Origin of the sequence: Stenotrophomonas sp. (assembly GCF_035634915.1) — a bacterium.
GTDB lineage: Bacteria > Pseudomonadota > Gammaproteobacteria > Xanthomonadales > Xanthomonadaceae > Stenotrophomonas.
Window position 1 is genome coordinate 177,844 of sequence record NZ_DASQCB010000005.1, and the last position, 23,251, is coordinate 201,094.

Annotated in this window: 22 protein-coding genes and 1 pseudogene; 15 read left to right on the forward strand and 8 right to left on the reverse strand. The window is 66.3% G+C overall.

Annotated elements, in window-relative coordinates; genetic code table 11:
- The first annotated feature begins 320 nt into the window (after positions 1-320).
- The 6 genes from efeU (at position 321) to VER16_RS05020 (ending at position 6,497) form a co-directional block, all read left to right on the forward strand.
- Positions 321-1,154: an iron uptake transporter permease EfeU gene (gene efeU / locus VER16_RS04995; protein ID WP_324805901.1), complete on the forward strand. Its 834-nt coding sequence runs from the start codon at positions 321-323 to the stop codon at positions 1,152-1,154.
- 9 nt (positions 1,155-1,163) lie between these two features.
- Complete coding sequence (efeO, locus tag VER16_RS05000) at positions 1,164-2,360, forward strand: iron uptake system protein EfeO (RefSeq protein WP_324805903.1); 1,197 nt, start codon at positions 1,164-1,166, stop codon at positions 2,358-2,360.
- A 4-nt stretch (positions 2,361-2,364) separates the two neighbouring features.
- A complete protein-coding gene (gene efeB / locus VER16_RS05005; protein ID WP_324805905.1) occupies positions 2,365-3,726 on the forward strand; it encodes an iron uptake transporter deferrochelatase/peroxidase subunit in 1,362 nt (453 codons plus the stop codon).
- Positions 3,723-4,562 (forward strand): iron uptake system protein EfeO, encoded by an 840-nt coding sequence (efeO, locus tag VER16_RS05010; protein ID WP_324805907.1) that lies wholly within the window; start codon positions 3,723-3,725, stop codon positions 4,560-4,562. Before efeB ends, efeO (VER16_RS05010) begins: the two co-directional genes overlap by 4 nt.
- Before the next feature lie 852 nt (positions 4,563-5,414).
- Positions 5,415-5,681, forward strand: coding sequence for a hypothetical protein (locus VER16_RS05015; protein WP_108763660.1), 267 nt, complete (start codon positions 5,415-5,417; stop codon positions 5,679-5,681).
- A gap of 120 nt (positions 5,682-5,801) precedes the next feature.
- Positions 5,802-6,497 carry a L,D-transpeptidase gene (locus VER16_RS05020; RefSeq protein WP_324806283.1) on the forward strand — a complete coding sequence of 232 codons (696 nt, stop codon included), beginning with the start codon at positions 5,802-5,804 and terminating at the stop codon, positions 6,495-6,497.
- Positions 6,498-6,515: 18 nt separating this feature from the next.
- Here VER16_RS05020 and VER16_RS05025 read toward each other — a convergent pair whose 3' ends face one another.
- Both VER16_RS05025 and VER16_RS05030 read right to left on the reverse strand, forming a co-directional pair.
- Positions 6,516-7,388 (reverse strand): methylenetetrahydrofolate reductase, encoded by an 873-nt coding sequence (locus VER16_RS05025; protein ID WP_324805910.1) that lies wholly within the window; start codon positions 7,386-7,388, stop codon positions 6,516-6,518.
- A complete protein-coding gene (locus tag VER16_RS05030) occupies positions 7,388-8,299 on the reverse strand; it encodes a LysR family transcriptional regulator (RefSeq protein ID WP_324805912.1) in 912 nt (303 codons plus the stop codon). Before VER16_RS05030 ends, VER16_RS05025 begins: the two co-directional genes overlap by 1 nt.
- A 75-nt stretch (positions 8,300-8,374) precedes the next feature.
- Here VER16_RS05030 and msuE point away from each other — a divergent pair, with 75 nt between their 5' ends.
- Genes msuE through VER16_RS05045 form a run of 3 tightly spaced genes read left to right on the forward strand, consistent with a single transcriptional unit; the run spans position 8,375 to position 11,036 of the window.
- Entirely contained in the window at positions 8,375-8,965 is a 591-nt protein-coding gene (gene msuE, locus VER16_RS05035) for an FMN reductase (RefSeq protein WP_324805914.1), read from the forward strand.
- Between the two features lie 18 nt (positions 8,966-8,983).
- A complete protein-coding gene (locus VER16_RS05040; RefSeq protein WP_324805915.1) occupies positions 8,984-9,961 on the forward strand; it encodes a DUF1852 domain-containing protein in 978 nt (325 codons plus the stop codon).
- Between the two features lie 43 nt (positions 9,962-10,004).
- Positions 10,005-11,036, forward strand: a complete 1,032-nt coding sequence (locus tag VER16_RS05045; RefSeq protein ID WP_324805917.1) for a methionine synthase — start codon at positions 10,005-10,007, stop codon at positions 11,034-11,036.
- Between the two features lie 80 nt (positions 11,037-11,116).
- Here VER16_RS05045 and VER16_RS05050 read toward each other — a convergent pair whose 3' ends face one another.
- A complete protein-coding gene (locus VER16_RS05050; protein WP_324805918.1) occupies positions 11,117-14,110 on the reverse strand; it encodes a TonB-dependent receptor in 2,994 nt (997 codons plus the stop codon).
- A gap of 802 nt (positions 14,111-14,912) precedes the next feature.
- Between VER16_RS05050 and VER16_RS05055 the strand changes: the two genes are divergently transcribed.
- The 3 genes from VER16_RS05055 (at position 14,913) to VER16_RS05065 (ending at position 16,712) form a co-directional block, all read left to right on the forward strand.
- On the forward strand, positions 14,913-15,470 hold the full coding sequence (locus VER16_RS05055) for an HNH endonuclease signature motif containing protein (protein ID WP_324805920.1): 558 nt from the start codon (positions 14,913-14,915) through the stop codon (positions 15,468-15,470).
- Positions 15,471-15,523: 53 nt separating this feature from the next.
- Entirely contained in the window at positions 15,524-15,883 is a 360-nt protein-coding gene (locus VER16_RS05060; protein WP_324805922.1) for a hypothetical protein, read from the forward strand.
- Positions 15,884-16,250: 367 nt separating this feature from the next.
- Entirely contained in the window at positions 16,251-16,712 is a 462-nt protein-coding gene (locus VER16_RS05065; RefSeq protein ID WP_324805924.1) for a hypothetical protein, read from the forward strand.
- Positions 16,713-16,874: 162 nt separating this feature from the next.
- Here the strand turns inward: VER16_RS05065 and VER16_RS05070 are convergent, their stop codons facing one another.
- From VER16_RS05070 to VER16_RS05090, 5 genes are all read right to left on the reverse strand, one after another.
- Positions 16,875-17,900, reverse strand: coding sequence for an NAD(P)H-dependent glycerol-3-phosphate dehydrogenase (locus tag VER16_RS05070; RefSeq protein ID WP_324805926.1), 1,026 nt, complete (start codon positions 17,898-17,900; stop codon positions 16,875-16,877).
- A 20-nt stretch (positions 17,901-17,920) separates the two neighbouring features.
- The gene (gene secB / locus VER16_RS05075; protein ID WP_313207238.1) at positions 17,921-18,439 is read right to left on the reverse strand and encodes a protein-export chaperone SecB; all 519 of its coding nucleotides are present in this window, start codon (positions 18,437-18,439) and stop codon (positions 17,921-17,923) included.
- A gap of 100 nt (positions 18,440-18,539) precedes the next feature.
- Entirely contained in the window at positions 18,540-18,977 is a 438-nt protein-coding gene (locus VER16_RS05080) for a rhodanese-like domain-containing protein (RefSeq protein WP_324805931.1), read from the reverse strand.
- A gap of 57 nt (positions 18,978-19,034) precedes the next feature.
- Positions 19,035-19,466 carry a hypothetical protein gene (locus VER16_RS05085; RefSeq protein ID WP_324805933.1) on the reverse strand — a complete coding sequence of 144 codons (432 nt, stop codon included), beginning with the start codon at positions 19,464-19,466 and terminating at the stop codon, positions 19,035-19,037.
- A gap of 32 nt (positions 19,467-19,498) precedes the next feature.
- A complete protein-coding gene (locus VER16_RS05090) occupies positions 19,499-19,966 on the reverse strand; it encodes a YiiD C-terminal domain-containing protein (RefSeq protein ID WP_324805935.1) in 468 nt (155 codons plus the stop codon).
- Between the two features lie 34 nt (positions 19,967-20,000).
- On the opposite strand from VER16_RS05090, the gene VER16_RS05095 reads away from it, so the two are divergent.
- From VER16_RS05095 to VER16_RS05105, 3 genes and pseudogenes are all read left to right on the forward strand, one after another.
- The gene (locus tag VER16_RS05095; RefSeq protein WP_324805937.1) at positions 20,001-20,789 is read left to right on the forward strand and encodes a uroporphyrinogen-III synthase; all 789 of its coding nucleotides are present in this window, start codon (positions 20,001-20,003) and stop codon (positions 20,787-20,789) included.
- 105 nt (positions 20,790-20,894) lie between these two features.
- Positions 20,895-21,894, forward strand: a pseudogene (locus tag VER16_RS05100) (uroporphyrinogen-III C-methyltransferase).
- A complete protein-coding gene (locus VER16_RS05105; RefSeq protein WP_324805939.1) occupies positions 21,891-23,186 on the forward strand; it encodes a heme biosynthesis protein HemY in 1,296 nt (431 codons plus the stop codon). The pseudogene VER16_RS05100 and the gene VER16_RS05105 overlap by 4 nt, the downstream one beginning before the upstream one ends.
- The last annotated feature ends 65 nt before the right edge of the window (positions 23,187-23,251 follow it).

A 23,251-nucleotide genomic window follows, 5' to 3' on the forward strand; every position in this document is an offset into this window, starting at 1 on the left:
AGTTGCAGGTGGTTTCATTTCATGCGGCCGCAGGCAGCAGCCGGTCTTCCTTGTGCGATCGGTACGGAGCCGTGCGGCACGCAGTGCCGGAGAGAAAGGTGCGCAGGCGCACGCTCAGCATCAGAGGCGATGCCACGGGGCGCGCATGATACCAAACGTGGCCTGCACGCCCTTCCAGGGTGGCGCGGCCGTACCCGCGCACAGGCCGTTACAAAGTGTTCCGCCGTCCCCCCTGCGGAACGCCCCGGCAAGGAGTAGAATGCGATTCATTCGCATTAAGGCGCCATGGATGACCGGTGCCCCTTCCCCGGATTCCGTCCATGCTCGTTCCGTTCCTCATCATGCTCCGCGAGGGCATCGAAGCTGCCCTCATCGTCGGCATCATCGCCGGCTACCTGCGCCAGAGTGGCCGCCAGGGGTTGATGCCCTTCATCTGGGTGGGCGTGTTCCTGGCCATCGCACTGTCCCTGTTTGCCGGTGCCGCGCTGCAGCTGATGGCCGCCGAATTCCCGCAGAAACAGCAGGAACTGTTCGAGGGCGTGGTCGGCCTGATCGCCGTGGCGATGCTCACTTCCATGGTGTTCTGGATGCGCGGCGCGGCGCAGTCCATCAAGGGCAACCTGCAGAACTCGGTGGACCGCGCCCTGCTCCACCAGGGTGGCCCGGCCTGGGCACTGATCGGCGTGGTGTTCCTGGCCGTGGCCCGCGAGGGACTGGAATCGGTGTTCTTCCTGCTGGCCATCTTCCAGCAGAGCCACAGCTGGCAGGCGCCGGTGGGCGCACTGCTGGGCACGCTGGTGGCGGTGGCCATCGGCTACGGGCTGTACCTGGGCGGTGTGCGCCTGGACCTGCGCCGCTTCTTCCGCCTCACCGGGCTGTTCATCCTGCTGGTGGCCGCCGGCCTGTTGGCGGGCGTGCTGCGCAAGTTCCACGAAGCCGGCCTCTGGAACCACCTGCAGCAGGTGGTGGTGGACCTGAGCGGCACGCTGCCGCTGGACAGCCCGCTGGGTGCGCTGCTGTCGGGCCTGTTCGGCTACCAGGAAGCACCGGTGGTGGGCGAGGTGATCGTCTACGTCGGCTTCCTGCTGGTCACCGTCCTGCTGTTCCTGCGCCCGGCCGCTGCGCCACCGGCGCGTCCCGTTGCTTCTGCCTGAGCCCTGCCGATGTCGCCTGCCTCCCGCTCTCCCTCCCTTCTGCTGCGCCTGGCCGTGGGTGGCTCGGGCCTGCTTGCCTTGGCCGCTTTGGGAGCCTTCTGGTGGGCCTCCAACAAAGCCAGCCAGCGCGCACCCGATACCTCCGCGCAGACGGTTACCGTCACCATCGAGGGCAATGCCTGCACGCCCAACGACATCACCGTGCCGGCCGGGCGCACGACCTTCGCCATCGTCAACCACAGCCAGCGTGCGCTGGAATGGGAAATCCTCGATGGCGTGATGGTGGTGGAAGAGCGCGAGAACATCGCGCCGGGCTTCACCCAGACCATGACCGTGAAGCTGCAGCCGGGCACCTATGAAATCACCTGCGGGCTGTTGAGCAACCCGCGTGGCACGCTCACCGTCACTCCGTCGGCAGCCTCCGATGCAGAGGCCGCGCGTCCTTCGCTGGTGGCCTACGTGGGCGCGCTGGCCGAGTACCGCGTGTACCTGGTGCTGGAAGCTGGCACGCTGCAGGACCTGGCCGCGCAGCTGCGTGAAGCCCTGGCGGCCGGCGACCGTGCACAGGCACAGGCGCTGCATGCGCAGGCGTCGGCCTCCTACGGCCGCATCGAGCCGATGGCCGAACTGTTTGCCGATCTGGACACCGCACTGAACGCACGCGCGGCGTACTACGAGAAACGCGAAGCCGACCCCGCCTTCAGCGGGCTGCACCGGGTGCAGGCCGTGCTTGCAGGAACGGCGGACGTTGCTGCACTGAAGGCAGCGGTGCCGGTGGCCGAGCGCCTGCAGAGCGACGCCGGCACCCTGGGTGAACGCCTGCGCCAGCTGGAGATCCCGCCGCAGCGATTGTCGGTGTCCAATGCACGCCTGCTGCACCGTGTGGCCGATTACATCAAACACGGCCGGGGCGATATTGCCGCCGATGAGGTGGCCCACCTGCAGGGCCTGCAGCAGGGCACGGCGAAGATCCAGACGCTGCTGGCACCGCTGCTGGCCAAGGCCAAGCCTGCGCTGCAGCAGGACATCGCCAGCCAGCTGACGACGCTGGGCACTGCCTTGGAGCTGCCGGCCGGCGACGACGAAACCGCCGAACCGGCACCCGCCGTGGCGCTGCCCGCAACGCAGCGCGTGACACTGGCGGCGCAGCTGCAGCAACTGGCCGCGCAGCTGGACCAGGTCAACGCCGCCCTGGGCCTGGAGTGATCCGATGAGCCGTACGCCCTCGCAACCCCCGCAGTCACCCTCGCGGCGTCGCCTGCTTGGCGGCCTGGGCGTGGCCGGCGCGGCACTGGCCGCCAGCCCGCTGGCCGCTGCTGCAACGCGTGCCGGCGCTGCGCCCGATGCAGACACCGGCCACGTCACCGATGCGCCGTTGAGCGCACACAGCGATCAGCACGTCGCGTGGCTGGGCCAGCACCAGGCCGGCATTACCACGCCGCGCCCGGCGTCGGGTCTGCTGGCTTCGTTCTATGTGCTGGCCGAAGACCGCCCCGCGCTGGAGCGCTTGTTCCGCCTGCTCACCGATCGCATCGCCTTCCTCACCGAAGGCGGCGACGAACCGGTGCTGGACCCGAAGCTGCCACCGGCCAGCTCCGGCCTGCTCGGCCCGCATATCAGCCCCGACGCGCTGACCATCACCGTGTCGCTGGGCGAGAGCCTGTTCGATGATCGTTTCGGCCTGGCCGCGCTGAAGCCGCTGCACCTGCAGCAGATGCGCGCCCATCCCAATGATGCGCTCGATGCCAGCCTGTGCCACGGCGATCTGTCCATCCAGTTCTGCGCCAACACGCCCGACACCCACCTCAACGCGCTGCGCGACATCATCAAGAACACGCCCGATCTGCTCAGCCTGGCCTGGAAGCAGGAAGGTACGGTGCCGCCGGTACCGGCCGTGCGTGGGCAGCCGCCGCAGAGCGCACGCAACTTCCTCGGCTTCCGCGATGGCTCGGCCAACCCCGATGCCGCCGACGCGCGGCAGATGGACACGCTGGTGTGGGTGGGCGCGGAGCGTGGCGAGCCCACCTGGGCCGTAGGCGGCAGTTACCAGGCCGTGCGCATCATCCGCAACTTCGTGGAGCGCTGGGACCGCACGCCACTGCAGGAACAGGAAGCCATCATGGGCCGCCGCAAGGCCGATGGCGCGCCGCTGGATGGCGGCCGCGACGAGCATGCCGTACCGGATTTCAGCCGGGATCCGCACGGCCAGCGCACGCCGATGGATGCCCACATCCGCCTGGCCAACCCGCGCACCGCGGACACCGCACGCAACCTGATCCTGCGCAGGCCGTTCAACTATTCCAACGGCGTGACCCGCTCCGGGCAGCTGGACATGGGCCTGCTCTTCATCTGCTACCAGGCCGATCTGGAACAGGGCTTCCTGGCCGTGCAGCGACGTCTGGATGGCGAGCCGCTGGAGGAATACATCAAGCCGGTCGGCGGCGGCTTCTTCTACACCCTGCCCGGCGTACGCGACCGCGGCGACTGGCTGGGCAGCGCCCTGCTGCAGGCCGCCGACGCCGTTGCGCCCGCGCCCACCCAACCCGCTTCAGACCAAGGACCTTCCGCATGACCCTGCACGGACCCTGCCTCGCGCTTTCCCTCACCCTGGCCGCTGCCAGCCTGGCGGCTGCAACTTCGGCACAGGCCGCTGCGCCGTCGCCGCTGCAGATGGTTGGCCCGGTGGCCGAGTACAAGCTGTACGTGGCCGGCAACGTGCGCACCTTGGTCGCCGACACCCGCGTATTCGTCGCCGCCATCAAGGCTGGCGACGTGGAAAAAGCCAAGGCGCTGTACCCGTCCACGCGCACCAGCTACGAGAAAATCGAGCCGGTGGCCGAACTGTTCAGCGACATGGACAGCGCCATCGATTCGCGCGCCGATGACCATGAGAAGGCCGAGAAGGATCCGGCGTTCGGTGGCTTCCACCGCATCGAATACGCGCTGTGGACGCAGAAGACCACCAAGGACATCGAGCCGGTGGCCGACAAGCTGCTGGCCGACGTGCTGACACTGCAGAAGCGCCTGACCGCGCTGACCTTCCCGCCGGAAAAGGTGGTGGGCGGTGCAGCCGTGCTGATGGAGGAAGTGGCGGCCACCAAGATTTCCGGCGAAGAGAACCGCTACAGCCACACCGATCTGTGGGATTTCCAGGCCAATTTCGAAGGCTCCTACAGGATCGTGGAACTGCTGCGCCCGCTGCTGGTGAAGCAGGACAAGGCGTTCGTGGAAAAGACCGATGCCAACTTCAAGGCCGTGTTCGACACCCTGGCCAAATACCGCACCGCCGACGGTGGTTTCCAGACCTACGCCAAGCTGAGCGAACGTGACCGCCGCATGCTGTCGGGCAAGGTGAACACCCTGGCCGAGGATCTGTCGCGCGTGCGCGGGATGCTGGGATTGAACTGAGAGAAGCGCGCGGATGGCGCATGAACTGACCTGGTAGGTGCCAACCCTGGTTGGCGCTCTCCAACGTCACGGCCGACCCAGGTCGGCATCCATCAAAGCAGAATTGAACTGCTCTGGTAGGTGCCAACCTTGGTTGGCACTCTCCAACGTCACGGCCGACCCAGGTCGGCATCCATCAAAGCAGATCTGCACAACTGAACTGCTCTGGTAGGTGCCAACCTTGGTTGGCACTCTCCAACGTCACGGCCGACCAAGGTCGGCATCCATCAAAGCAGATCTGCACAACTGAACTGATCTGGTAGGCGCCAACCCTGGTTGGCGCTCTGCAACGTCACGGCCGACCAAGGTCGGCATCCATCAAAGCAGATCTGCACAACTGAACTGCTCTGGTAGGTGCCAACCTTGGTTGGCGCTCTTCAACCGCACGGGCGACCAAGGTCGGCATCCATCAAAGCAGATCTGCACAACTGAACTGCTCTGGTAGGTGCCAACCTTGGTTGGCGCTCTTCAACCGCACGGGCGACCAGGATCGGCGTCCATCAGAGCAGATCTGCACAACGTTTCAGGCTATCAGCGGCGCTCTGCTGCTACAAACGCACACACGCGAATCACGCTGCACGCTGCGCTCTTTCTGCCGTTCCAGATGTCACCGCACATCAGACACACCGCATGTTCATCGACCTGTGCGGGTAGCACATGCATGCCTCGCGCAGCTGAATTCGCGGCAAATTGAACATGACTGCGCGCTCTTCACAGCGCCTGCACGTCCAGCAACTGCAGCTGAAAAGGCATTCATGGAACTAACAAAAAGCCCGCTATATTCCAGACTCCCCAGACGAAGGAGGGAGTGCAATGACCCTTTCCACGCAGCACCTGAAGATCGCCCGTCCCCTTGGCGTCGCCATCCTGGCCCTCAGCCTTGGCGCGTGCGCCAGCTACAAGGAAGACTTCGCGAAGGTCAATTCGCGTCTCGACGCACTTGATGTGAAGGTACAGGGCGCGGCGCAGAGCGCCGAGTCCGCCAACCAGTCCGCACAGCAGGCCAACCAGCGCCTGGACCAGATCGAAGGTCGCGTGCAGAGGCTGGAAACCGCTCCCCGCCGTACCCCGCGCGGCTGAAGCTGAATTGGGAGCCAGTGGCTGCAATGGCCACTGGCTCCCTTCAATGACCGTCTTCACTCGAGGAATCGCGCCATCCGTACGTACACCTCCCCCGCAATCCGCACTGCCTGCACCGCGCTGACCCTTGCGCTGGCACTGGCATGCACCGGCGTGGCCAGCGCCAAGGGCGCCAAGGATGCCGCTACGCAACCCACCGCCGCCGTTGATGAGCTGCCGCAGGGCCAGGAAGTGTCCGACACGGTGATCGAACTGGCCGGCTGGGTGGTCGCCAGCAAGGACAGCGAGGGCTATCCCTTCGCGATCATGGACAAGGCCGCCGCACAGGTGCTGATCTTCGGCAGTGACGGCAAGCTGCGCGGCGCCGCACCGGCGCTGTTTGGTTCGGCCAAGGGCGATCACTCCGCCCCGAACGTGGCCAAGCTCGCCCTGAGCGCGATTCCAGGCCACGACCGCACCACCCCCGCAGGCCGCTTCATTGGTGGCTTCGGCCCGTCCGACGACGCCGGCCGTGTGTTGTGGGTGGACTACGATTCGGCCGTCTCGATGCACCCGCTGCCGCCGGGCACCCCGAAAGAAAAGCGCGCCCAGCGGCTGGCGACACCGACGCCGGACGACAACCGTGTCACCCACGGCTGCATCAATGTCAGCCCCAGCTTCTACGAGCAGGTCGTCCAGTCCACATTCGAGAAGGGCGGCGTGTTCTATGTGCTGCCGGACAAGGACTCGCTGGAGAAGACCTTCCCCGAGTTCGCGCAGAGCCGCGCGAAGGCCGAACATGACGACAGCAAGGACGCGCGCTCGGCCAGCAAGTAAGGCGTGCGCGCGCCCTGATTACGAGCGTGTGCCGGCGCTCTGACGCTGCCGGTACTGCGCCAGCCAATCCAGCGACGGCGCGATGCCGCCGAACGGGAAGAAGTGCGGGCTGACCGGACCGTGCGCTTCACTGAGCCCACCCACCAGGCGATCAACGAACACATCCGGCCCCGCCGTGCCCAGAAGGCGGCCGATCGAGATGCCGTACCGCGCCAGCATCGATGCGCTGGCACCCACGCCACACATCGCTGCATAGCGCAGCAGCCGCGTCACGCTGGCCGGACCGGGCACGCCCACCAGCACCGGATGGCCGATGCCGCGCGCACGCAGTGCATCCAGCCACGCCAGCACGATGTCAGCATCGAAGGCGAACTGGGTGATGATCTTCGGCGCCATGCCACGCGCTTCGATGGCCTGGCACTTGCGCTCCAGCACCTGCCAGCGCTCGGCGTCACTCATCAGCGGATGGCCTTCCGGGTGGCCGCCTACGGCAACCACCTTGATGCCTGCACGTTCCAGCAGGCCGGTCTCGATGAGGGATGCACTGTCGGCAAACGGCCCGGCAGGCGTGGCCAGATCACCGGCAATCAGCAGGCATTGCTCGACACCGGCCTCGCCCACCGCACGCGCGATGAAGCGTTCCAGCGCGGCCTGCGAACCGATGCGGCGCGCGGACAGGTGTGGCATCGGCTGCAGCCCCAGCGCACGCACCGTGCGTGCTGCGGCCAGACGCGCATCATCGTCTTCGCTGGCCAGGTAGGGAATCGAGATCATCGTTCCCGGTACGATGCGAGCCACCTCGGCAACCAGCGCGGGCATGGCTTTCGCGCTGACTTCCAGCGAACAGGCATCGATGTAGGCACGCGCACCGCGCCCGGATGCTGCGGACATCACTCGCCCCCGCGCAGCGTGCCGGCGAGGGAGCTGCCGCGGGCCAGTTCGACGAAGGCCTGCAGGTAATCAGTGCCGGTGTCGGCCTCGCGCGCGCCCAGGTAGATCTGCTTGGGAATGCCCTTGGCCCCCAACCGCACCGGCACCACGTCCATGCGTGCCGCGTACTCCTCCACCAGCCAGCGCGGCATGGCGGCCACGCCGCGGCCGCTGGCCACCATCTGCATCATGATGTCGGTGGTTTCGATGGCCTTGTGGCGGCGTGGGGTGACCCCGGCCGGCAGCAGGAACTGGTTGTAGATGTCCAGGCGCTCGAACGGCACCGGGTAGCTGATCAGCACTTCCTGGGTCAGCTGGCGCGGCTTCACGTAGTCCGCCTTGGCCAATGCGTGACGCTTGGCCACCACCAGCACCTGCTCGTAATCGAACACCGGCACGAACGTCAGGCCCGGTTTCAACAGCGGGTCGGGCGTCACCAGCAGGTCGATCTCGTAGCCGAACAGGGCGCCGATGCCACCAAACTGGAATTTCTGCTTCACGTCCACATCCACGTCCGGCCAGGCCGCCAGGTAGGGCGAGACGATCTTCAGCAGCCACTGGTAGCAGGGGTGGCATTCCATGCCGATGCGCAGCGAGCCGCGCTCGCCCTGGGCGAACTGGCCCAGCCGCTCCTCGGCCAGATCAAGCTGCGGCAGTACCCGGTTGGCCACGGCCAGCAGGTACTGGCCGGCCTGGGTCAGGCGCAGGCTGCGGCCTTCGCGCAGCCAGACATCGGTGCCCAGCTGCTGCTCCAGCTTCTTCATGCTGTGGCTCAACGCCGACTGGGTCAGGTTGAGCACGCCCGCAGCGGCGGTCAGCGAGCCCTGCAGCTCGACCTGCTGCACGATGCTCAGGTGGATCCGTTCCAGCATGTCGATGAATCCCATTCATGGATGTGTGAAGTAAAACCATTTTACGTCATGGGAGGGCCTGTCTAGGATCGGGTCATGCCTGCTCCCCACCGCCCCCTCCGTATCGTCGCCGTCTCCGGCGGACTGCAGCGTCCCTCGCGGGCCGCCACCCTGTGCGAACACCTGCTGGACCTCATGGGTGAGCACGTGCCGAGCGAGACGCACCTGATCGAACTGGGCCAGCTGGCCCCGCAGCTGGCCGGTGCGCTGTGGCGCTCGCAGCTGCCCGAGGCCGCCGAACAGGCGCTGGCCACGGTCGAACAGGCCGACGTGCTGGTGGTCGCCACGCCGGTCTACCGCGGCTCCTACACCGGCCTGTTCAAGCACTTCTTCGATTTCATCCACCAGGATGCGCTGGTTGATACCCCCACTCTGCTGGCCGCCACCGGCGGCAGCGAGCGCCACGCGCTGATGATCGACCACCAGCTGCGGCCACTTTTCAGCTTCTTCCAGGCCCGCACCCTGCCGCTGGGTGTCTACGCCACCGACAAGGATTTCGCCGATGGCCGCGTGCAGGACGAGGCCCTGCTGCAGCGCGCACGCCTGGCCGTGCAGCGGGCACTGCCGCTGCTGGCGCTGTCCCACCGCTCAACGCCTGCGCCCGCCGAAACCGCCGACGCCCTCTAAGTAACTGGACTGCTGCCTATGACCACCGACGCCTTCACCTTTCGCATCACCCGCATCCCGTTCAACGAGGATTACCAGCCGGCCGACGGTACGCGCATCACCACCAACTTCGCCAACCTGGCGCGCGGCGCCTCGCGCCAGGAGAACCTGCGCAACACCCTGGGCATGATCAACAACCGCTTCAATGATCTGGCGCACTGGGACAACCCGAATGCCGATCGCTACGCGGTCGAGCTGGACATCATCTCGGTGGAGATGCACATCGATGGCGCTGAGGACAGCGATCCGTTCCCGCTGATCGAAGTGCTGCGCCCGACCATTGTCGATACCCGCACCGGCACGCGTACCGAGGGCATCGTCGGCAACAACTTCTCCTCCTATGTGCGTGACTACGATTTCAGCGTCGTGCTGCCGGCCAGCAACGAAGGCAAGGCGACGTTCGCCATCCCTGAAGGCTTCGGCGACCTGCACGGCAAGCTGTTCAAGCATTTCCTGGGGTCCGACGCCTACCGCGCCAGCTTCAGCAAGGCACCGGTCATCTGCATCAGCGTGTCCAGCAGCAAGACCTACCACCGCACCGAAAACCAGCATCCCATCCTCGGCGTGGAGTACCGCCAGGGCGAGTTCTCGCCCACCGACCAGTACTTCGACAAGATGGGCCTGCAGGTGCGCTACTTCATGCCGCCAGGCAGCGTCGCGCCGCTGGCGTTCTACTTCCAGGGCGACCTGCTGGGTGATTACTCGAACCTGGAACTGATCGGCACCATCAGCACCATGGAAGCGTTCCAGAAGATCTACCGCCCGGAGATCTACAACGCCAATTCGGTGGCCGGCAAGGTCTACCAGCCCAGTCTGAAGCACCAGGATTACTCGTCCACCCGCATCGTCTACGACCGCGAAGAGCGCAGCCAGCTGGCCGTCAAACAGGGCCGGTTCACTGAAGAACATTTCATCAAGCCTTACCGCGCCGTGCTTGAGCAGTGGGCTGCCCGCTGATCCCTCGCTTCTCCCTTCCCCAGGACACAAGACCCCGCACACGATGAAGAAACTACTGCCCACCTCCACCGCTGGCAGCCTGCCCAAGCCCTCCTGGCTGGCCGAGCCCGAAAAGCTCTGGTCGCCCTGGAAACTGCAGGATGACGTACTGACCGAAGGCAAGCAGGATGCGCTGCTGCTGGCGCTGCAGGAGCAGCAGCTTGCCGGCATCGACATCGTCAGCGACGGCGAACAGACCCGGCAGCATTTCGTCACCACCTTCATCGAACACCTCGACGGCGTTGACTTCGACAAGCGCGAGACCGTGCGCATCCGCAACCGCTACGACGCCAGCGTGCCGACCGTGGTCGGTGCAGTCAGCCGCCCGAAGCCGGTGTTCGTCGACGATGCGAAGTTCCTGCGCAGCAAGACCACGCAGCCGATCAAGTGGGCCCTGCCCGGCCCGATGACCATGATCGACACGCTGTACGACGCGCACTACAAGAGCCGCGAGAAGCTGGCCTGGGAATTCGCCAGGATCCTCAACGAGGAAGCGAAGGAACTGGAAGCAGCCGGCGTGGATATCATCCAGTTCGACGAACCTGCCTTCAACGTGTTCTTCGACGAAGTGAACGAGTGGGGCGTTGCCACGCTGGAACGCGCGATTGAAGGCTTGAAGTGCGAGACCGCCGTGCACATCTGCTACGGCTACGGCATCAAGGCCAACACCGACTGGAAGCAGACGCTGGGTTCGGAATGGCGCCAGTACGAGGAGTCCTTCCCGAAGCTGCAGAAATCCAGCATCGACCTCATCTCGCTGGAATGCCACAACTCGCACGTGCCGATCGACCTGATCGAGCTGGTGCGCGGCAAGAAGGTGATGGTGGGCGCCATCGACGTGGCCTCCAGCAAGGTGGAAACGCCGGAAGAAGTGGCCAATACCCTGCGCAAGGCGCTGCAGTTCGTGGATGCGGACAAGCTCTACCCCTGCACGAACTGCGGCATGGCGCCGCTGTCGCGCGAGGTGGCGCGCGGCAAGCTGCGTGCGCTCAGTGCCGGCGCGCAGATCGTGCGCGAGGAACTGGCCGGGCGGTGACGGCGGTACAGCCGAGCATGGGCTCGGCTCTACACGGCTTTGCGACCACGGTAGCGTCGGGCCATGCCCGACCCACTCCCTCAGTAGTCGTAACTCACGCTCACCCGCAGCGAGCGCGGTGCCTGGCGCACGGTGGCCGCGCCGTACAGCGGGTCAGGCTGGCCCGGGTCCAGCTCGGAATACGGCGATTTCCACAGCGCCACCTGGCTGTTGAACACGTTGAACACATCCAGGTTGAAGCCTAGGCGGCCCTCGGCGGCGGCCGGGCGGTAGGACACGCCCAGGTCCAGCTGCTTCAGCCACGGCAGCCGCCCCTGGCTGCCCGGAGGCGCCGGCTGGCCGTTGTAGAAGTGGTAGGCGATGCCATAGCCGGAGGGATCCTCGAAGTCAGGGCCATACGAACCCAGCGCGCTGAACGGCGTACCCGAGATCACCCGCACATTGGCCGAGACCAGCCATTCCGGCGTCAGCTGGTAGTAGCCGTGCAGCTTGAACTGGTGGGTGTGGTCGTTGCTCTGCGGCCCGTTGGTGTGCTCCATCAGCTGGGCGTAATCCCAGGCCTGCGTGGTCGACACCGCCGTCTGGCCGATGCCCGACAGCAGCTGGCCTTCAGTGGTGCCGTAGCTGCGCGACCAGGTGTAGTCCGCACGGCCGTACCAGCGGCCATCGAACGGATGTTCCAGCGACAGGTTCACCGCGTAGTAGTTGCGCTTGAACTTCGGGAAGCCCATCTCGGCATTGGTCAGCGGCACGCTCACGTAATTGCCGCTGGTGTCGACCAGATTGAAGGTGTTCGCGCGACCGGGGTTGATCAGCCAGCAGCTGACCGGGTTGCTGTCCTTGGTGACGTTGTAGCCAAGGCTGCTGGCCTTGCCGAGTACCGCATCGATATCGCAGTAGTCATCCACGCCGCTGCGCAGCACGCGATAGGTCGCCTTCGCGCCGTACACCCAGTCCTGGCCCAGCGCCTTGGTGAAGCCAAGGATGAACTCATCCTGGAAGGACGGTTTGATGCCAGAGGTGGCCACCGTCTTCGCGTCCGGCAGCAGACCATAGTTGTTGTTGGACGACACCGCATCGGAGAACTGGGTAAGGTCGGTCGGGTAGCCGTTGCTGTCGATACCACCGTAGGTGTAGTACGTGGAGGTGGCCAGCGTGGCACCGGCCGCATTGAACGCGGGGTTCAACGGCAGCGCCAGATAGTAGCGGCCCACGTTGCCGAACACCTTGAAGCGGCCGTCACCGCCGACATCCCAGCTGAAGCCCAGGCGCGGCGCCCACTGCCCGCTGGTCTGCTTGATGTAGGCGTCGCCGTCGCGGTTGTAGTTGGTGAACTGGTCCAGGCGCAGGCCCAGGTTCAGCAGCAGGCGGTCGGTCACCTGCCAGTTGTCCTCAATGTACTGCGCCCGCTGCGACGCGCGTACCGAGGCCAGTGCACTGTAGATGTATTGGCGCACGTAGTAGCCGTCTTCACCATTACGGATGCCACCGGTAGCGGGCACGCCCAGGCCGGTATTGATCGGCACGTTCGGGTTCGACTGGCCATAGATCCAGTAGTAGCCATCGGCCGAGGCCACCGAACCCCGGTTGAGCGCACGTGCGTTCTGGTTGTCGATGCCCACGGTGATGCTGTGGTCGCCCAGGACATAGTTCGCATCCAGGCGCAGGTTGTTGCTGCGGTTGCCACGCGCCGGATCGACCAGCAGCGAGGTGGTCTGCGCGTTGGTGATCGGCGTGCCGCCGTTGAGCGCAGGGTTCTGCAGGTTGGCGCTGTTGATGTAGGTCAGGCTGCCGTTGTAGGCCGGGTTGCCGATGTAGTCATCGGTCTTCATCTCACCGTACTGCGCGCTCACGGTGAGGCGGTCGGTCAGGTAGCCGGTGTACTTGGCCGTCCACAGGTCGCCGCCGGTCTTGGTGGTGTCTTCCTTGCCGCGCTGCGCACCACGGGTCAGCGTGTCGTAGTCGTAAGCGAAGATGTCGCCGCGGAAGACATTGCGGCTGGACGCACCGGTCAGTTCCAGCAGGTGGTTGTCGGTGATGTTCCAGTCCAGCTTGGCGTACCAGCGCGGACGGTTGTACTCATACTTCGAGTAGGAGTTGGTCGCCTCGACATTCTTGACGTCGGTGCCTTCGCGGCGCTCCAGCTCGTAGGAGCCGAAGAAGAACAGCTTGTCTTCAACCAACGGGCCGCCGGCGTAGATGCTCTGGGTGGTCACCCACTCGCGGTCCTTGCTCTCCGGTGAATACAGCGCACCGTTGCCGGGGTAGCGCACGTCGTCCTTGTCCGAGCGGGTGGAGGCTGGTTCCCAGGTGAACTGTCCACCGAAGTGCCAGTCGTTGGTACCGCGCTTGCCAACGGCATTGATGACGCCACCATCGGAGCGACCGTACTTGGCACTGTATCCACCGGTGTAGATTTCCTGCTGGTCGATGCTGCCATAAGGCAGCGTCAGGCCACCGAGGCCGCGCAGCGGATCGGTGCTGTTGAAGCCGTTGATGTAGTAAGCGTTCTCGGCCGCCGACGAACCGCCGAAGCTGACCAGCTGCGCGCCGGTCGGGCCGGCATAGCTGCCGTTGCCACCGTTGCCGACCACGCCCGGTGCAAGCTGGGCGATGGCCTCGGCCGAGCGGCCCAGCGGCAGGCGCTGCAGCTGCTCGGCGGTGATCACCGTGCGCGAGTCAACGCTGCTGACATCGATCGCGGCGGCCGCGCGGTCGGCGCTGACCTGCACGCCATCCAGGCGCGTGACCTCGCCGAACGACACTTCGGTGCTGGTACCCACCGTCAGCGCAACGCCCTCACGGGTCTGCAGCACCTTGCCGCCGGCATCGCGCGCTTCCACGGAATAGCGGCCCAGCGGCAGCTGGCCGATGGTGTAGCGGCCGCGCGCGTCCACCGTCACCTCACGGGTGAGGCCGGTGTCGCTGCGGACGAAGATGCGATGCGCCGAAGGGGGCGCGAGGCCGGCGATGGCGCCGGTGGTGGACTGGGCATGCAGTGCGGGGGACGCGGTGGCAAGCAACACCGCCAACGCCAGCAATCGCGGGCGCAGTGAGGAACGAGCAATCGTCATCGTGGGGAATACGGGTAGTGGGGGAAGCGCTGCCTGTTTGCCTTGCGAAGCGCAGCAGACATTGCAGGTTCATTAACCCCGCTCAAGGCCCAATGCTGAAATGCCAGGTGGTTATGTGCTGCTGGCGAATGGCGATACACGTGCGGTGCAAGCAGGGGCCTCGGATCTGCCTGGCACGCCCTGACATGCAGAGACGCTAGACTGCATGTTGATGCCAGGACGGAATCGTCGCTCAGATGCATACGCAGAAGACCTCGAGCCAGTACCGCGACAATCGTGTTCGATGGACGCTCTTCGGCGCGGCGTCTCTGATGGTGCTGGTCCTGCTTATTGCACTGGCGGCCTTTCTGTCTTTGGTTCCAAGGTCATGGCGCGAGGGTCCCCGCACCGTCGGCTCGACCTGTACGCAGAGCTTCGGAGGCTCCCCTGAATCGTCAGGTGGCGCAGCGATCGAGGTGGCGACCGGCCTTACCAAGACCTGCGGCTATGCATACGCGGTCCGGCCCGGTGGCGGTGGCGGTGGCACTCATTACCTGCTCACGCTGGCTGAGACCGAGGTCGATGCCGGATCGAGGGTTCGGGTCACACTCACCTCCCACGATACCTGGCGCAGGCAGGACTGGGTCAGCTGCAGCATCCAGGGTCCCGCCAAGCTGCGGAGCACACAGCTGGCGGTGGATGTATCGCCACGCACAACACGGGTCGAGGTTGTGACTTCAATGCACGGCGGTGGACGATATGCCATGCGGGGCGTCACCTTGCGACCCTCGACAGTGACCGGCGCAAGTTCTGCTGATTGGCCGTGCGCGCGATACAGCCAGGATTACAAGTAAAGACCAGCCGAAACCCGACCTGCGCCGTCTGCGGCAGGGGCTGGACCTCTGTGCCGCCGCGCCCTGACACGCGCTACAGGTACCCTTGGACCAAGGGGCATAAGATTCCCATCTATCACGGGGGATCCTATTCCATCGACAATATCCAGGCAGAGGATGCGCGTGCAATTTCCGCCGAAGCGCTGGACGCCTCGGATCTACCCAGCACGCCCAACCAGGAGATTTTCGTGGCATCAGATCAAGAGCGTTTCTCCCTTGCATTCAGTTTCATTCTTGAAAGCGGCGCAGAAATATTCCCTGTAAAGATGAAGCGTCGCAGCAGTGGAAACGTGGCTTTCCGTATTTCAGCGGGGGGCATCGGCGGAAACACGCTGCAGCAATGCGAAGAAGTTGATGAGAGCGCCATGATTCGCAAGGTACTGAGCGAGAATTACGCCGTCAGATGTTCCTCGAAGGATGGCTCCATCCGCGGCTTGTACAAGCAAGGTCAGCGCTCGGTCCGTGAGGTAAGGCGACACGCAATCTGACACATCCTCAAGTTGTTTATTCCCACCCATACATCATCTACAAGAGCGAACCCATGGCAGTCAGTAATGAGAAGGATCTCGGTGAGGCACTCAAGAATGAAAATGAAACGATAGAGATCGAAGGCGATCTGGCAAGGAAGGTCATCAGAATCAAGGCAACCGGCAAGGTTGCATGGGCGATCGCCCTGGGCGCAATCGCCGTAGCGGTGATTGTTGCGCTCGGCACCGGAGGTACGGCTACTCCGGCCAGTGCAGTCGTTGGTGTAGGCGCAGTATCAATCCTTGGGGTATCCACTGCCACGTCTGCGGTTGCTATCGCCATAGCAGCTGGTAGCGTCGGTGCGCTCAACTCTCTGCGCAGATACAGGATCACTTCCAACACAGGTGGAAGGCTCGTTCTGTCGCGTAAGTGAGCGGATGTGCAGGACGACCTCCGCTCTGTCGCTATCGGCATGCAATGGTCTCTTGTCGTGCATCGGCATCTTCGACGCATGTCGCAAATTGCCCGACCGCCGTCGAGCCTTGCGGCGCATGCGTTTGGCGCGGCTCAACAGCATGCAAGAATGCTGAAAACGTCTTGTGTCGAATGCGGTTTGCAACTTGTCTGATGGGCGCTGCCCCAGTACGCAGGTACAGATGGCGTGCCACCGACAACGGGTGGCCGGGCCTCGAAAACCCGTCAGATTGAGTACGTTGTTTGCGCTTGCCAGCCGGCGTCACCTGCATGGCGCCGGCTGGCAATCCGTCTGCCGGCCATGGCGGGCGGAGCGTGGAGGCCCTGTGCCTGCCGGTCTGTACTCAATCTTCCGGTTTTCGAGCCACGTCTCCGCCCGCCACCTCTGTGTGGCGGCTACCGTCTGTTCTGCACGGAGTTCTCGCCATGACCACACCGACGTTTTCCGGACACACCCCGCCAACACCGAACGTGACGATGCGCCCGACATCGTCCGCGACTGCAGCGCCTTCATCCACGCACTGAAACGTATCGGCAGTGGCGTTGCTGCCGATGGCCAGCCCTGGCCGGAATCGAATCTGCGCGTCGGCCGCCGTATCGCCCTTGCCGATGCGGACTGCGCACGCGCCGGCCTGGCCATCGTTCTGGAACTGCTGCTGGCCGCCGAGCGCATCCGCCAGAACGGGCCGAATGAGGATTACCCCGGTGACCGGGTGATGGAAGGCTTGGCGATGGCAGCGCTGGCGCTGAACGCACAAGCCAGCGCGCGCATGCGCCCTGAGGGGTGACGCCCGGTGCCAGCGTTCCGCCGGGCATGGCCCGGCGCTACCGCATCGCCGAGGTAGATCCACGCCATGCGTGGACGGACCACGCGCGGTGCCGTTGCCAACCAAGATTTGGCAGCCACCAGAAGCAAAAAAAACCCCGGCGCGTGGCCGGGGCTTTTCGATTCACTTGAACAGCGTGTCCGGATACTCCGGCTTCTGTTCCCGCGCCAGCAGGGCGCGCAGGCCTTCTGCAGGCGTCTGCTCGCCGTGCAGCACGGCACGCACACGATCAGAGATGGGCAGGTCGATGCCATGGCGGCGCGCCTGTCGCATCACTTCGTCGGCGGTCTGCACCGATTCCACCACCTGGCCGATCTCGCGCACGGCATCCTGCAGCGTCTGCCCACGGCCCAGGGCCAGGCCCAAGCGGCGGTTACGCGACAGGTCGCCGGTGCAGGTCAGCACCAGGTCGCCCAGGCCGGCCAGGCCCATCAGGGTTTCCGGCTTGGCACCGATGGCGGCGGCCAGCCGCAGCATCTCGTTCAGACCACGCGTGATCAGGCCGGCACGGGCGTTCAAGCCCAGCTGCATGCCATCGGCCACGCCGGTGGCCACGGCCAGCACGTTCTTCATCGCGCCGCCCAGCTCGGCACCCACCATGTCATCGCCCGTATAGGCGCGGAACGCCGGGCCATGCATGGCTTCGGCCACGGTCTGCGCGAACTCCGGCACGTCGCCGTGCACGGTGATGGCGGTGGGCAGGCCCAGGGTCACTTCCTTGGCGAACGACGGCCCGGTGACCACGGCCAGCGGCACGTCGTCACCCAGGATCTCGCGCGCCACTTCATGCAGGAAGCGGCCCGAACCGGGTTCAAAACCCTTGGTGGCCCACGCCACGCCGGCACCGGCCGGACGCAGCGGTGCCAGCGCACGCACGGTTTCGTTGAACGCGTGCGACGGGGTCACCACCAGCACCCAGGCGGCATCCTGCAGGGCGGCTGCCATGTCGGTGGTCGCACGCAGGCTGTCCGGCAGGGGGATGCCCGGCAGGTAACGCGGGTTCTCGTGGCGCTGGTCGATGGCGTCGACCACGGCGGCATCGCGCCCCCACAGCACGGTCGGGTGACCGTGCCGGGCAAGCAGGGTGGCCAGCGCGGTTCCCCAGGAACCGGCGCCAAGCACGGCAATCTTGTCAGCGGTAGTGCTCATCCGTGACGTCGCAGGGGGGATCAGGCGTTGCCGGCCGGCTCGGAGTCAGCCAGCGACGGTGCGTCGCCCTGCTCCTGGCGCTGGCGCAGGGTTTCTGCGTACAGGCCTTCGAAGTTGATCGGCTGCAGGAAGAACGGCGGGAAGCCGCCGGCCTGGATCAGGTCGCTGACCAGCTGGCGCACGTACGGGAACAGGATGTTCGGGCACTGGGTGCCGAGCAGCACGTCGATCGACTGCGGGTCCAGGCCGACCAGGCCGAACACGCCAGCCTGCTTCACTTCGGCCACGTAGGCGGTGCGCTCACCGGCCTGGCAGGTCAGGGTGACGGCCAGCACGACTTCGAAGGCGTTCTCGCCCAGGCGCTGCACCTGCTGGTTCAGGTTGAGCTGCAGTTCCGGCTGCACCTGGTCATTGAAGATGGTCGGGGCATTCGGCGACTCGAAGGAAACGTCCTTGACGTAGATCTTCTCGACGGTGAACGCGGGGCCGTTGGCGGCATCGACCGGCGCGACGGCGCCGTTGGTGGTCTCTTCGGACATTTCCAGTAACTCCAATGAATGCAATGAAAACGAGTGTCGAACTACAGGGTTGGGGGCGGCGGCAGGCCCATACAAGGCCGGTTCCGCCATCCCGCTGCGATCAGTTGCGGCCCTTGACCAGCGGCAACTCGGCCTGCTGCCAGGCGGGAATGCCGCCGTCCAGCACGAAGACCTTCTCGAAACCGGCCTTCTTCAGCGCCTTGGCGGCGGTTTCAGAGGCGTTGCCGCTGCGGCACACCAGTACCACCGGGCTCTGTTTGGCGTTGGCCACCAGCTTGTGCTCTGCACCGAAGGCGCTGGCCTGGGCGCTGCGGCTGCCGGCGATGTGGCCCTTTTCGAAGTCAGCGCTGGGCGACAGATCGACCACGACCGCGCCACCGGCATTCATCAGGTGGGTCAGCTCGGCCGGCTTGATGCCCTTGTAGCCCCGAAACAGGCGGCGGGTTTCGGTGACGATGAGGGCCACGGTCAGGCCGACCAGGGCCGCAGACAGCATCGGGTTTCGGCCTGCAAAGGCCAGCAACTCTTCGTAATTCACTCAGGTCACGGGTCGATTAAGCGGGCGCCGATTGTCGCACAAGCCGCAGGGGGCCCGTCACTGCCCCTTCCACAGGTCCGGCAGGCCGGCCGACTGCCACCAGCGCTTGGCCTCGGCATCCCAGCGCCAGCGCTCGACCACCACCACGGTGCGCTCGGCCTGGGTGTTCTGGTTGATCACCCCGATTTCCACCCGGCGCTCGACCTCGCCCCCTTCCAGCGAGGCGCTGCTGCGCTCGCGGTAGGAGGACACGCGCAGCTGCGCGTAGCGGTTGAGTTCGAATTCGGTGATCGGCTTGTCCTTGCGCAGCTGCGGGTCCAGGTAGCCGATGGCATCGTCCATGCTGCCCCAGCGGATGGTGGCGCCGTAGGCGATCTGGGTCTCTTCCAGCAGCTTGCGCTGCTTGCGGGTGAGGTCGCCGCCGGCCGCACTGGCCACGGCGCTGACCAGCAGCAGGGAGCACATCAGGATCTGGATCAGGCGGCGCATCGGTGGTTTCCCCAGGACGTCAGCCTGCCATCCTACCCTTTGGCGAAGGCAACGAAGCGACCGCTCAGCTCGGCGGCCGAGCGGCCATCGGCGCCCGGCTGGCGGGCGACGATGCTGATGCGGGCCTTGCCGCGCTGGCGGAAGGTGGCCAGGAAGGTGTCCCAGCTGCTGGCTTCGGCGGTTTCAGCGTGGGCGTGCAGGTCTTCGTAGACCGGGGCCAGGTAGCGCAGGTTGCTGTCGGCCACGTAGACCTCGGCATCGTGCCCGGCCAGGCGCAGGCGCAGGCTGACCAGGGCCCAGCCGGACAGGGTGAGCACCGAGGCCAGGCTGCCACCGAAGGCGTTGCCCTTGTCGTTGACGTTGGCCGCCAGCGGCGCGGTGATGCGCAGCACGCCGTCGGCATAGCCGTCCAGGCGGATCTGCATCGCACGGACCGCCGGCATGCAGTCAAGCACGTCCTGCAGGGCGGCCAGCGAGGAGGTCAGGGCATCAGCGGACATCGAGCAGCAACCACGACAACGAAGGGCCCGCATAATGACGTCAATGGCCAACCATACGATACCCACTGGCTGGACCCTGATTTCGCTGCGCCCGCAGGGGCAGCATGCCGGGCTGAGGCAGGCTGCGGCCAGGCTGGGCGGGGCCACCGTGGCATTGCCGCCGTGGCGGCTGCAGCGCCTGCAGGGCGCGGCGGTCGAACAGCGGCTGAACCAGGCGCTGGCCTGCACGCGCGTGGTGTTCACCAGCCCGGCTGCGGTCGAGGCCGCTGCGGCGCTGCGTGCCCTGCCCGCGACCCAGCGCGGCCCGTGGCTGACCGTGGGCGAAGGCACCGCGCGCGCCCTGCACGCGCAGGGCATCGCCGAGGTGCATGCGCCGCAGCGCATGGACAGCGAAGGCCTGCTGGGCCTGCCGGTGCTGGCCGATGTGCGCGGCATGCAGATCGGCCTGGTGACCGCGCCGGGCGGCCGTGGGCTGATTGCCGCGCAGTTGGAAGCGGCCGGAGCGCGGATCGTTCGCGCCGACGTCTACCAACGGGTGCCGCTGCGGGTATCACGGCGAAGTCTGGCGCAATTGGCTCGCTCGGCCACACCGTGGCTGCTGGCGGTCAGCAGCGGCGAAGCATTGCAGCGGGTTTGGCAGCAGTTGTCCCCCGGTTGGCAGCAGCGCTTGGCTGAACAGGCCATCGTGCTGGCGGCCAGCGCGCGCCTGGCCGAGCAGGCGCAGGCCCTGGGGCTGGCCCGCGTAGTGCGCAGCGAAGGGCCCACTGTCACCCAGATGACGGCGGCCGCACACGCCGCACTCACTGCCCCGGCAGCGACCTGAACAGGCGCCCGGCGCACGCTTGCCGGGGTCATCGCCAACAGGGATGCTGTGCCGTAACGCTGCCTGCCGGAACCGATCCGGCGACGCCGCCGACAAGGAAGCCTGATGAACGAAACCCTGCCACCTGCCCCGACCCGCCGCCCCCCGCGCTGGCTGCTGCCGCTTGCCGTGGTGATGGTGCTGGGCGCCGGTGGCTATGCCGGCTGGCACTACTGGCAGCAACAGCAGCGCGACCGGGCGGCACAGGCGCAGACCACGGACGTGCAGCTGAAGGCTGGAGGCTACCGTCGAGGCCCTGCGCCGCGACCAGCGCGCGACCAGCCAGCGCCTGCAGGATGCGGCCGCCACCAACCGCGTGCTGCGCGATGAAATGCTGGGTCTGTCCCAGCGCAGCGCGCTGCTGGAAGAGAACCTGACCCGGCTGACCGAAAGTGCCAACCAGGGCCGCCAGGCCGTGCAGCGCGACGAGGCCGAGCTGCTGCTGACCCAGGCCGCGCAACGGCTGGCCTTTGCCGACGATGTGGAAGGTGCGCGCCGCCTGTATGCGCAGGCCGCCACCGCGTTGGCCGATCTGCCGGACAACGAAGGCCTGAACCTGCGCCAGGCGCTGGTGCAGGAACGCGACGCGCTGGATGCACTGGGCACAGGCCCGCGCGTGCAGGCGCTGCATCGCTTGGATGCGGTGGCCCGGGCGCTGCAGGGCCTGCCTTCGGAACTGCCGCCCTCGCCGGCCGAAGCAGCTGCCAAGCCGTGGTGGCAATCGGCGCTGGCCCCGTTCGTGGATATCACTCCCAGCCGCCTGAATGGCCCGCTGACCCAGGCCGAACGCACCGCCGCCGATGACGCGCTGCAGCTGGAACTGACCCTGGCACGCGCGGCGATCGAGCGTGGCGACCGCAGTGGCCGCGATGCCGCGCTGGACCGCGTGGCCCATTGGGCGCAGCGGCGCTGGCCGGATTCACCGGGCCTGCGCGCACAACATGCTGAACTTCAGGCCTTGCGCCAGGCCCCCCTGCAGGCCGAGAGCAGCGTGCTTGGCAGCACCCTGCAACAACTGCGGCCCCAGACCAGCGCTCCCAGACCGACCGGAGGTAATACCCAATGAAACCGCTGCAATCCCTGGTCGTGCTGCTGCTGGCCGTGGCCATCGGCGTGGTCGCCGCGCAATGGCTGGGCACCGATGACCTGAACCGCTACGGCGAGGTGACCCTGCGCTACGGCGGCTACGACTACCACAGCAACCTGCCCAAGGTGGCCCTGCTGTCGGTGATCGGCGTGCTGGTGCTGTGGCTGCTGTGGAGCCTGGTCGCGGCACCGTTCCGCGCCTGGGGCCGCTACCGCCGCAAGCAGGGCCGCGTGCGCCTGATCGATGGCCTGCAGGCCTACGAACACGGCCACTGGCAGCGCGCGGAAAAGCTGCTGGATGGCGCGGCGGCCGACCCGGAGGTGAGCGCGGTGGCGCTGGCCAATGCGGTACGCAGTGCGCAGTCGCGCGCCGATGCCGCCGCAGGCGAAACACTGCTGCAGCGCCTGGGCGAGCGCGATGCGACGCTGCAGGCGCTGTTGCGCGCCGAACAGCTGCTGGCGCGTGATCTGCCAGTGGATGCGATCAATGTGCTGGACGCTGCGGCGATCCAGCCACTGCCGCCGCGCGGCCTGTGGCTGCGCACCGAAGCGCTGGCCCAGGCCGGTCGCGCGCACGAGGCTTACGGCCAGCTGGGTGCGTTGCGGCAGAGCAAGGTGCTGCCAGCGGACGCCAACAGTGAACTGGAAGCCCGCCTGGCCGCGCAGGCCCTGCTGGAAGCGGGCGACGTGAACGCGCTGGCGGCGCAGTGGGAAGCCACGCCGAAAGCGCTACGACCGACTCCGGACGTGGTGGCCGCCTATGCCACCCGCGCCGTGGCCCTTGATTGGGACGAACCGGCGCTGCTGGCCGTGGAACAGGCGCTGGACCATCGCTGGAACGACGAGCTGGTGGGACTGTACGGTCGCCTGCCCGCCGAGCGCCTGGCCACCCGCCAGGCGAACCTGGCGCGTTGGCGCAACGTGCACGAGGATTCGGCCGCGCTGCGCCTGGCGCAGGGCCGTATCGCCCTGGCCCAGCAGCAGTGGGATGCCGCCGATGCGTTCCTGCACGAGGCCATCGCCGCCGGTGCCGGTGCGCCGGCCTGGGAGGCACTGGGTGAAGCGTTTGCCCAGCGCGGCGAACATGCGCTCGCCGCGCAGTGCCTGGCCAATGCGCTGCGCCTGCAGCGTGGCGAGGACAGCGTGGCCCTGGTGCATGCCGCTGATTCCGTGCCGCGCAACACGGTGGAAGAGCTGCCCATCGCTGCGCAGCCGCCGGTGTATGACGCCAATGAGGTGCGCGACGAGTTCGGCAACCCGCGGGTACCGTGACCGTCGATGCATCGCGCAACGAAAACGCCGCCCGATGGGCGGCGTTTTTGTTGACCTGGTAGTCG

Coding starts and splice junctions, on each gene's coding strand:
- VER16_RS05105 (WP_324805939.1), top strand. CDS start 21,891: ATGAAACCGCTGCAATCCCTGGTCGTGCTGCTGCTGGCCGTGGCCATC.
- VER16_RS05070 (WP_324805926.1), bottom strand. CDS start 17,900: ATGAGCACTACCGCTGACAAGATTGCCGTGCTTGGCGCCGGTTCCTGG.
- efeU (WP_324805901.1), top strand. CDS start 321: ATGCTCGTTCCGTTCCTCATCATGCTCCGCGAGGGCATCGAAGCTGCC.
- VER16_RS05015 (WP_108763660.1), top strand. CDS start 5,415: ATGACCCTTTCCACGCAGCACCTGAAGATCGCCCGTCCCCTTGGCGTC.
- msuE (WP_324805914.1), top strand. CDS start 8,375: ATGCCTGCTCCCCACCGCCCCCTCCGTATCGTCGCCGTCTCCGGCGGA.
- efeO (WP_324805907.1), top strand. CDS start 3,723: ATGACCCTGCACGGACCCTGCCTCGCGCTTTCCCTCACCCTGGCCGCT.
- VER16_RS05040 (WP_324805915.1), top strand. CDS start 8,984: ATGACCACCGACGCCTTCACCTTTCGCATCACCCGCATCCCGTTCAAC.
- VER16_RS05050 (WP_324805918.1), bottom strand. CDS start 14,110: ATGACGATTGCTCGTTCCTCACTGCGCCCGCGATTGCTGGCGTTGGCG.
- VER16_RS05030 (WP_324805912.1), bottom strand. CDS start 8,299: ATGCTGGAACGGATCCACCTGAGCATCGTGCAGCAGGTCGAGCTGCAG.
- VER16_RS05085 (WP_324805933.1), bottom strand. CDS start 19,466: ATGCGCCGCCTGATCCAGATCCTGATGTGCTCCCTGCTGCTGGTCAGC.
- secB (WP_313207238.1), bottom strand. CDS start 18,439: ATGTCCGAAGAGACCACCAACGGCGCCGTCGCGCCGGTCGATGCCGCC.
- VER16_RS05060 (WP_324805922.1), top strand. CDS start 15,524: ATGGCAGTCAGTAATGAGAAGGATCTCGGTGAGGCACTCAAGAATGAA.
- VER16_RS05095 (WP_324805937.1), top strand. CDS start 20,001: ATGACGTCAATGGCCAACCATACGATACCCACTGGCTGGACCCTGATT.
- efeB (WP_324805905.1), top strand. CDS start 2,365: ATGAGCCGTACGCCCTCGCAACCCCCGCAGTCACCCTCGCGGCGTCGC.
- VER16_RS05045 (WP_324805917.1), top strand. CDS start 10,005: ATGAAGAAACTACTGCCCACCTCCACCGCTGGCAGCCTGCCCAAGCCC.
- VER16_RS05025 (WP_324805910.1), bottom strand. CDS start 7,388: ATGTCCGCAGCATCCGGGCGCGGTGCGCGTGCCTACATCGATGCCTGT.
- efeO (WP_324805903.1), top strand. CDS start 1,164: ATGTCGCCTGCCTCCCGCTCTCCCTCCCTTCTGCTGCGCCTGGCCGTG.
- VER16_RS05090 (WP_324805935.1), bottom strand. CDS start 19,966: ATGTCCGCTGATGCCCTGACCTCCTCGCTGGCCGCCCTGCAGGACGTG.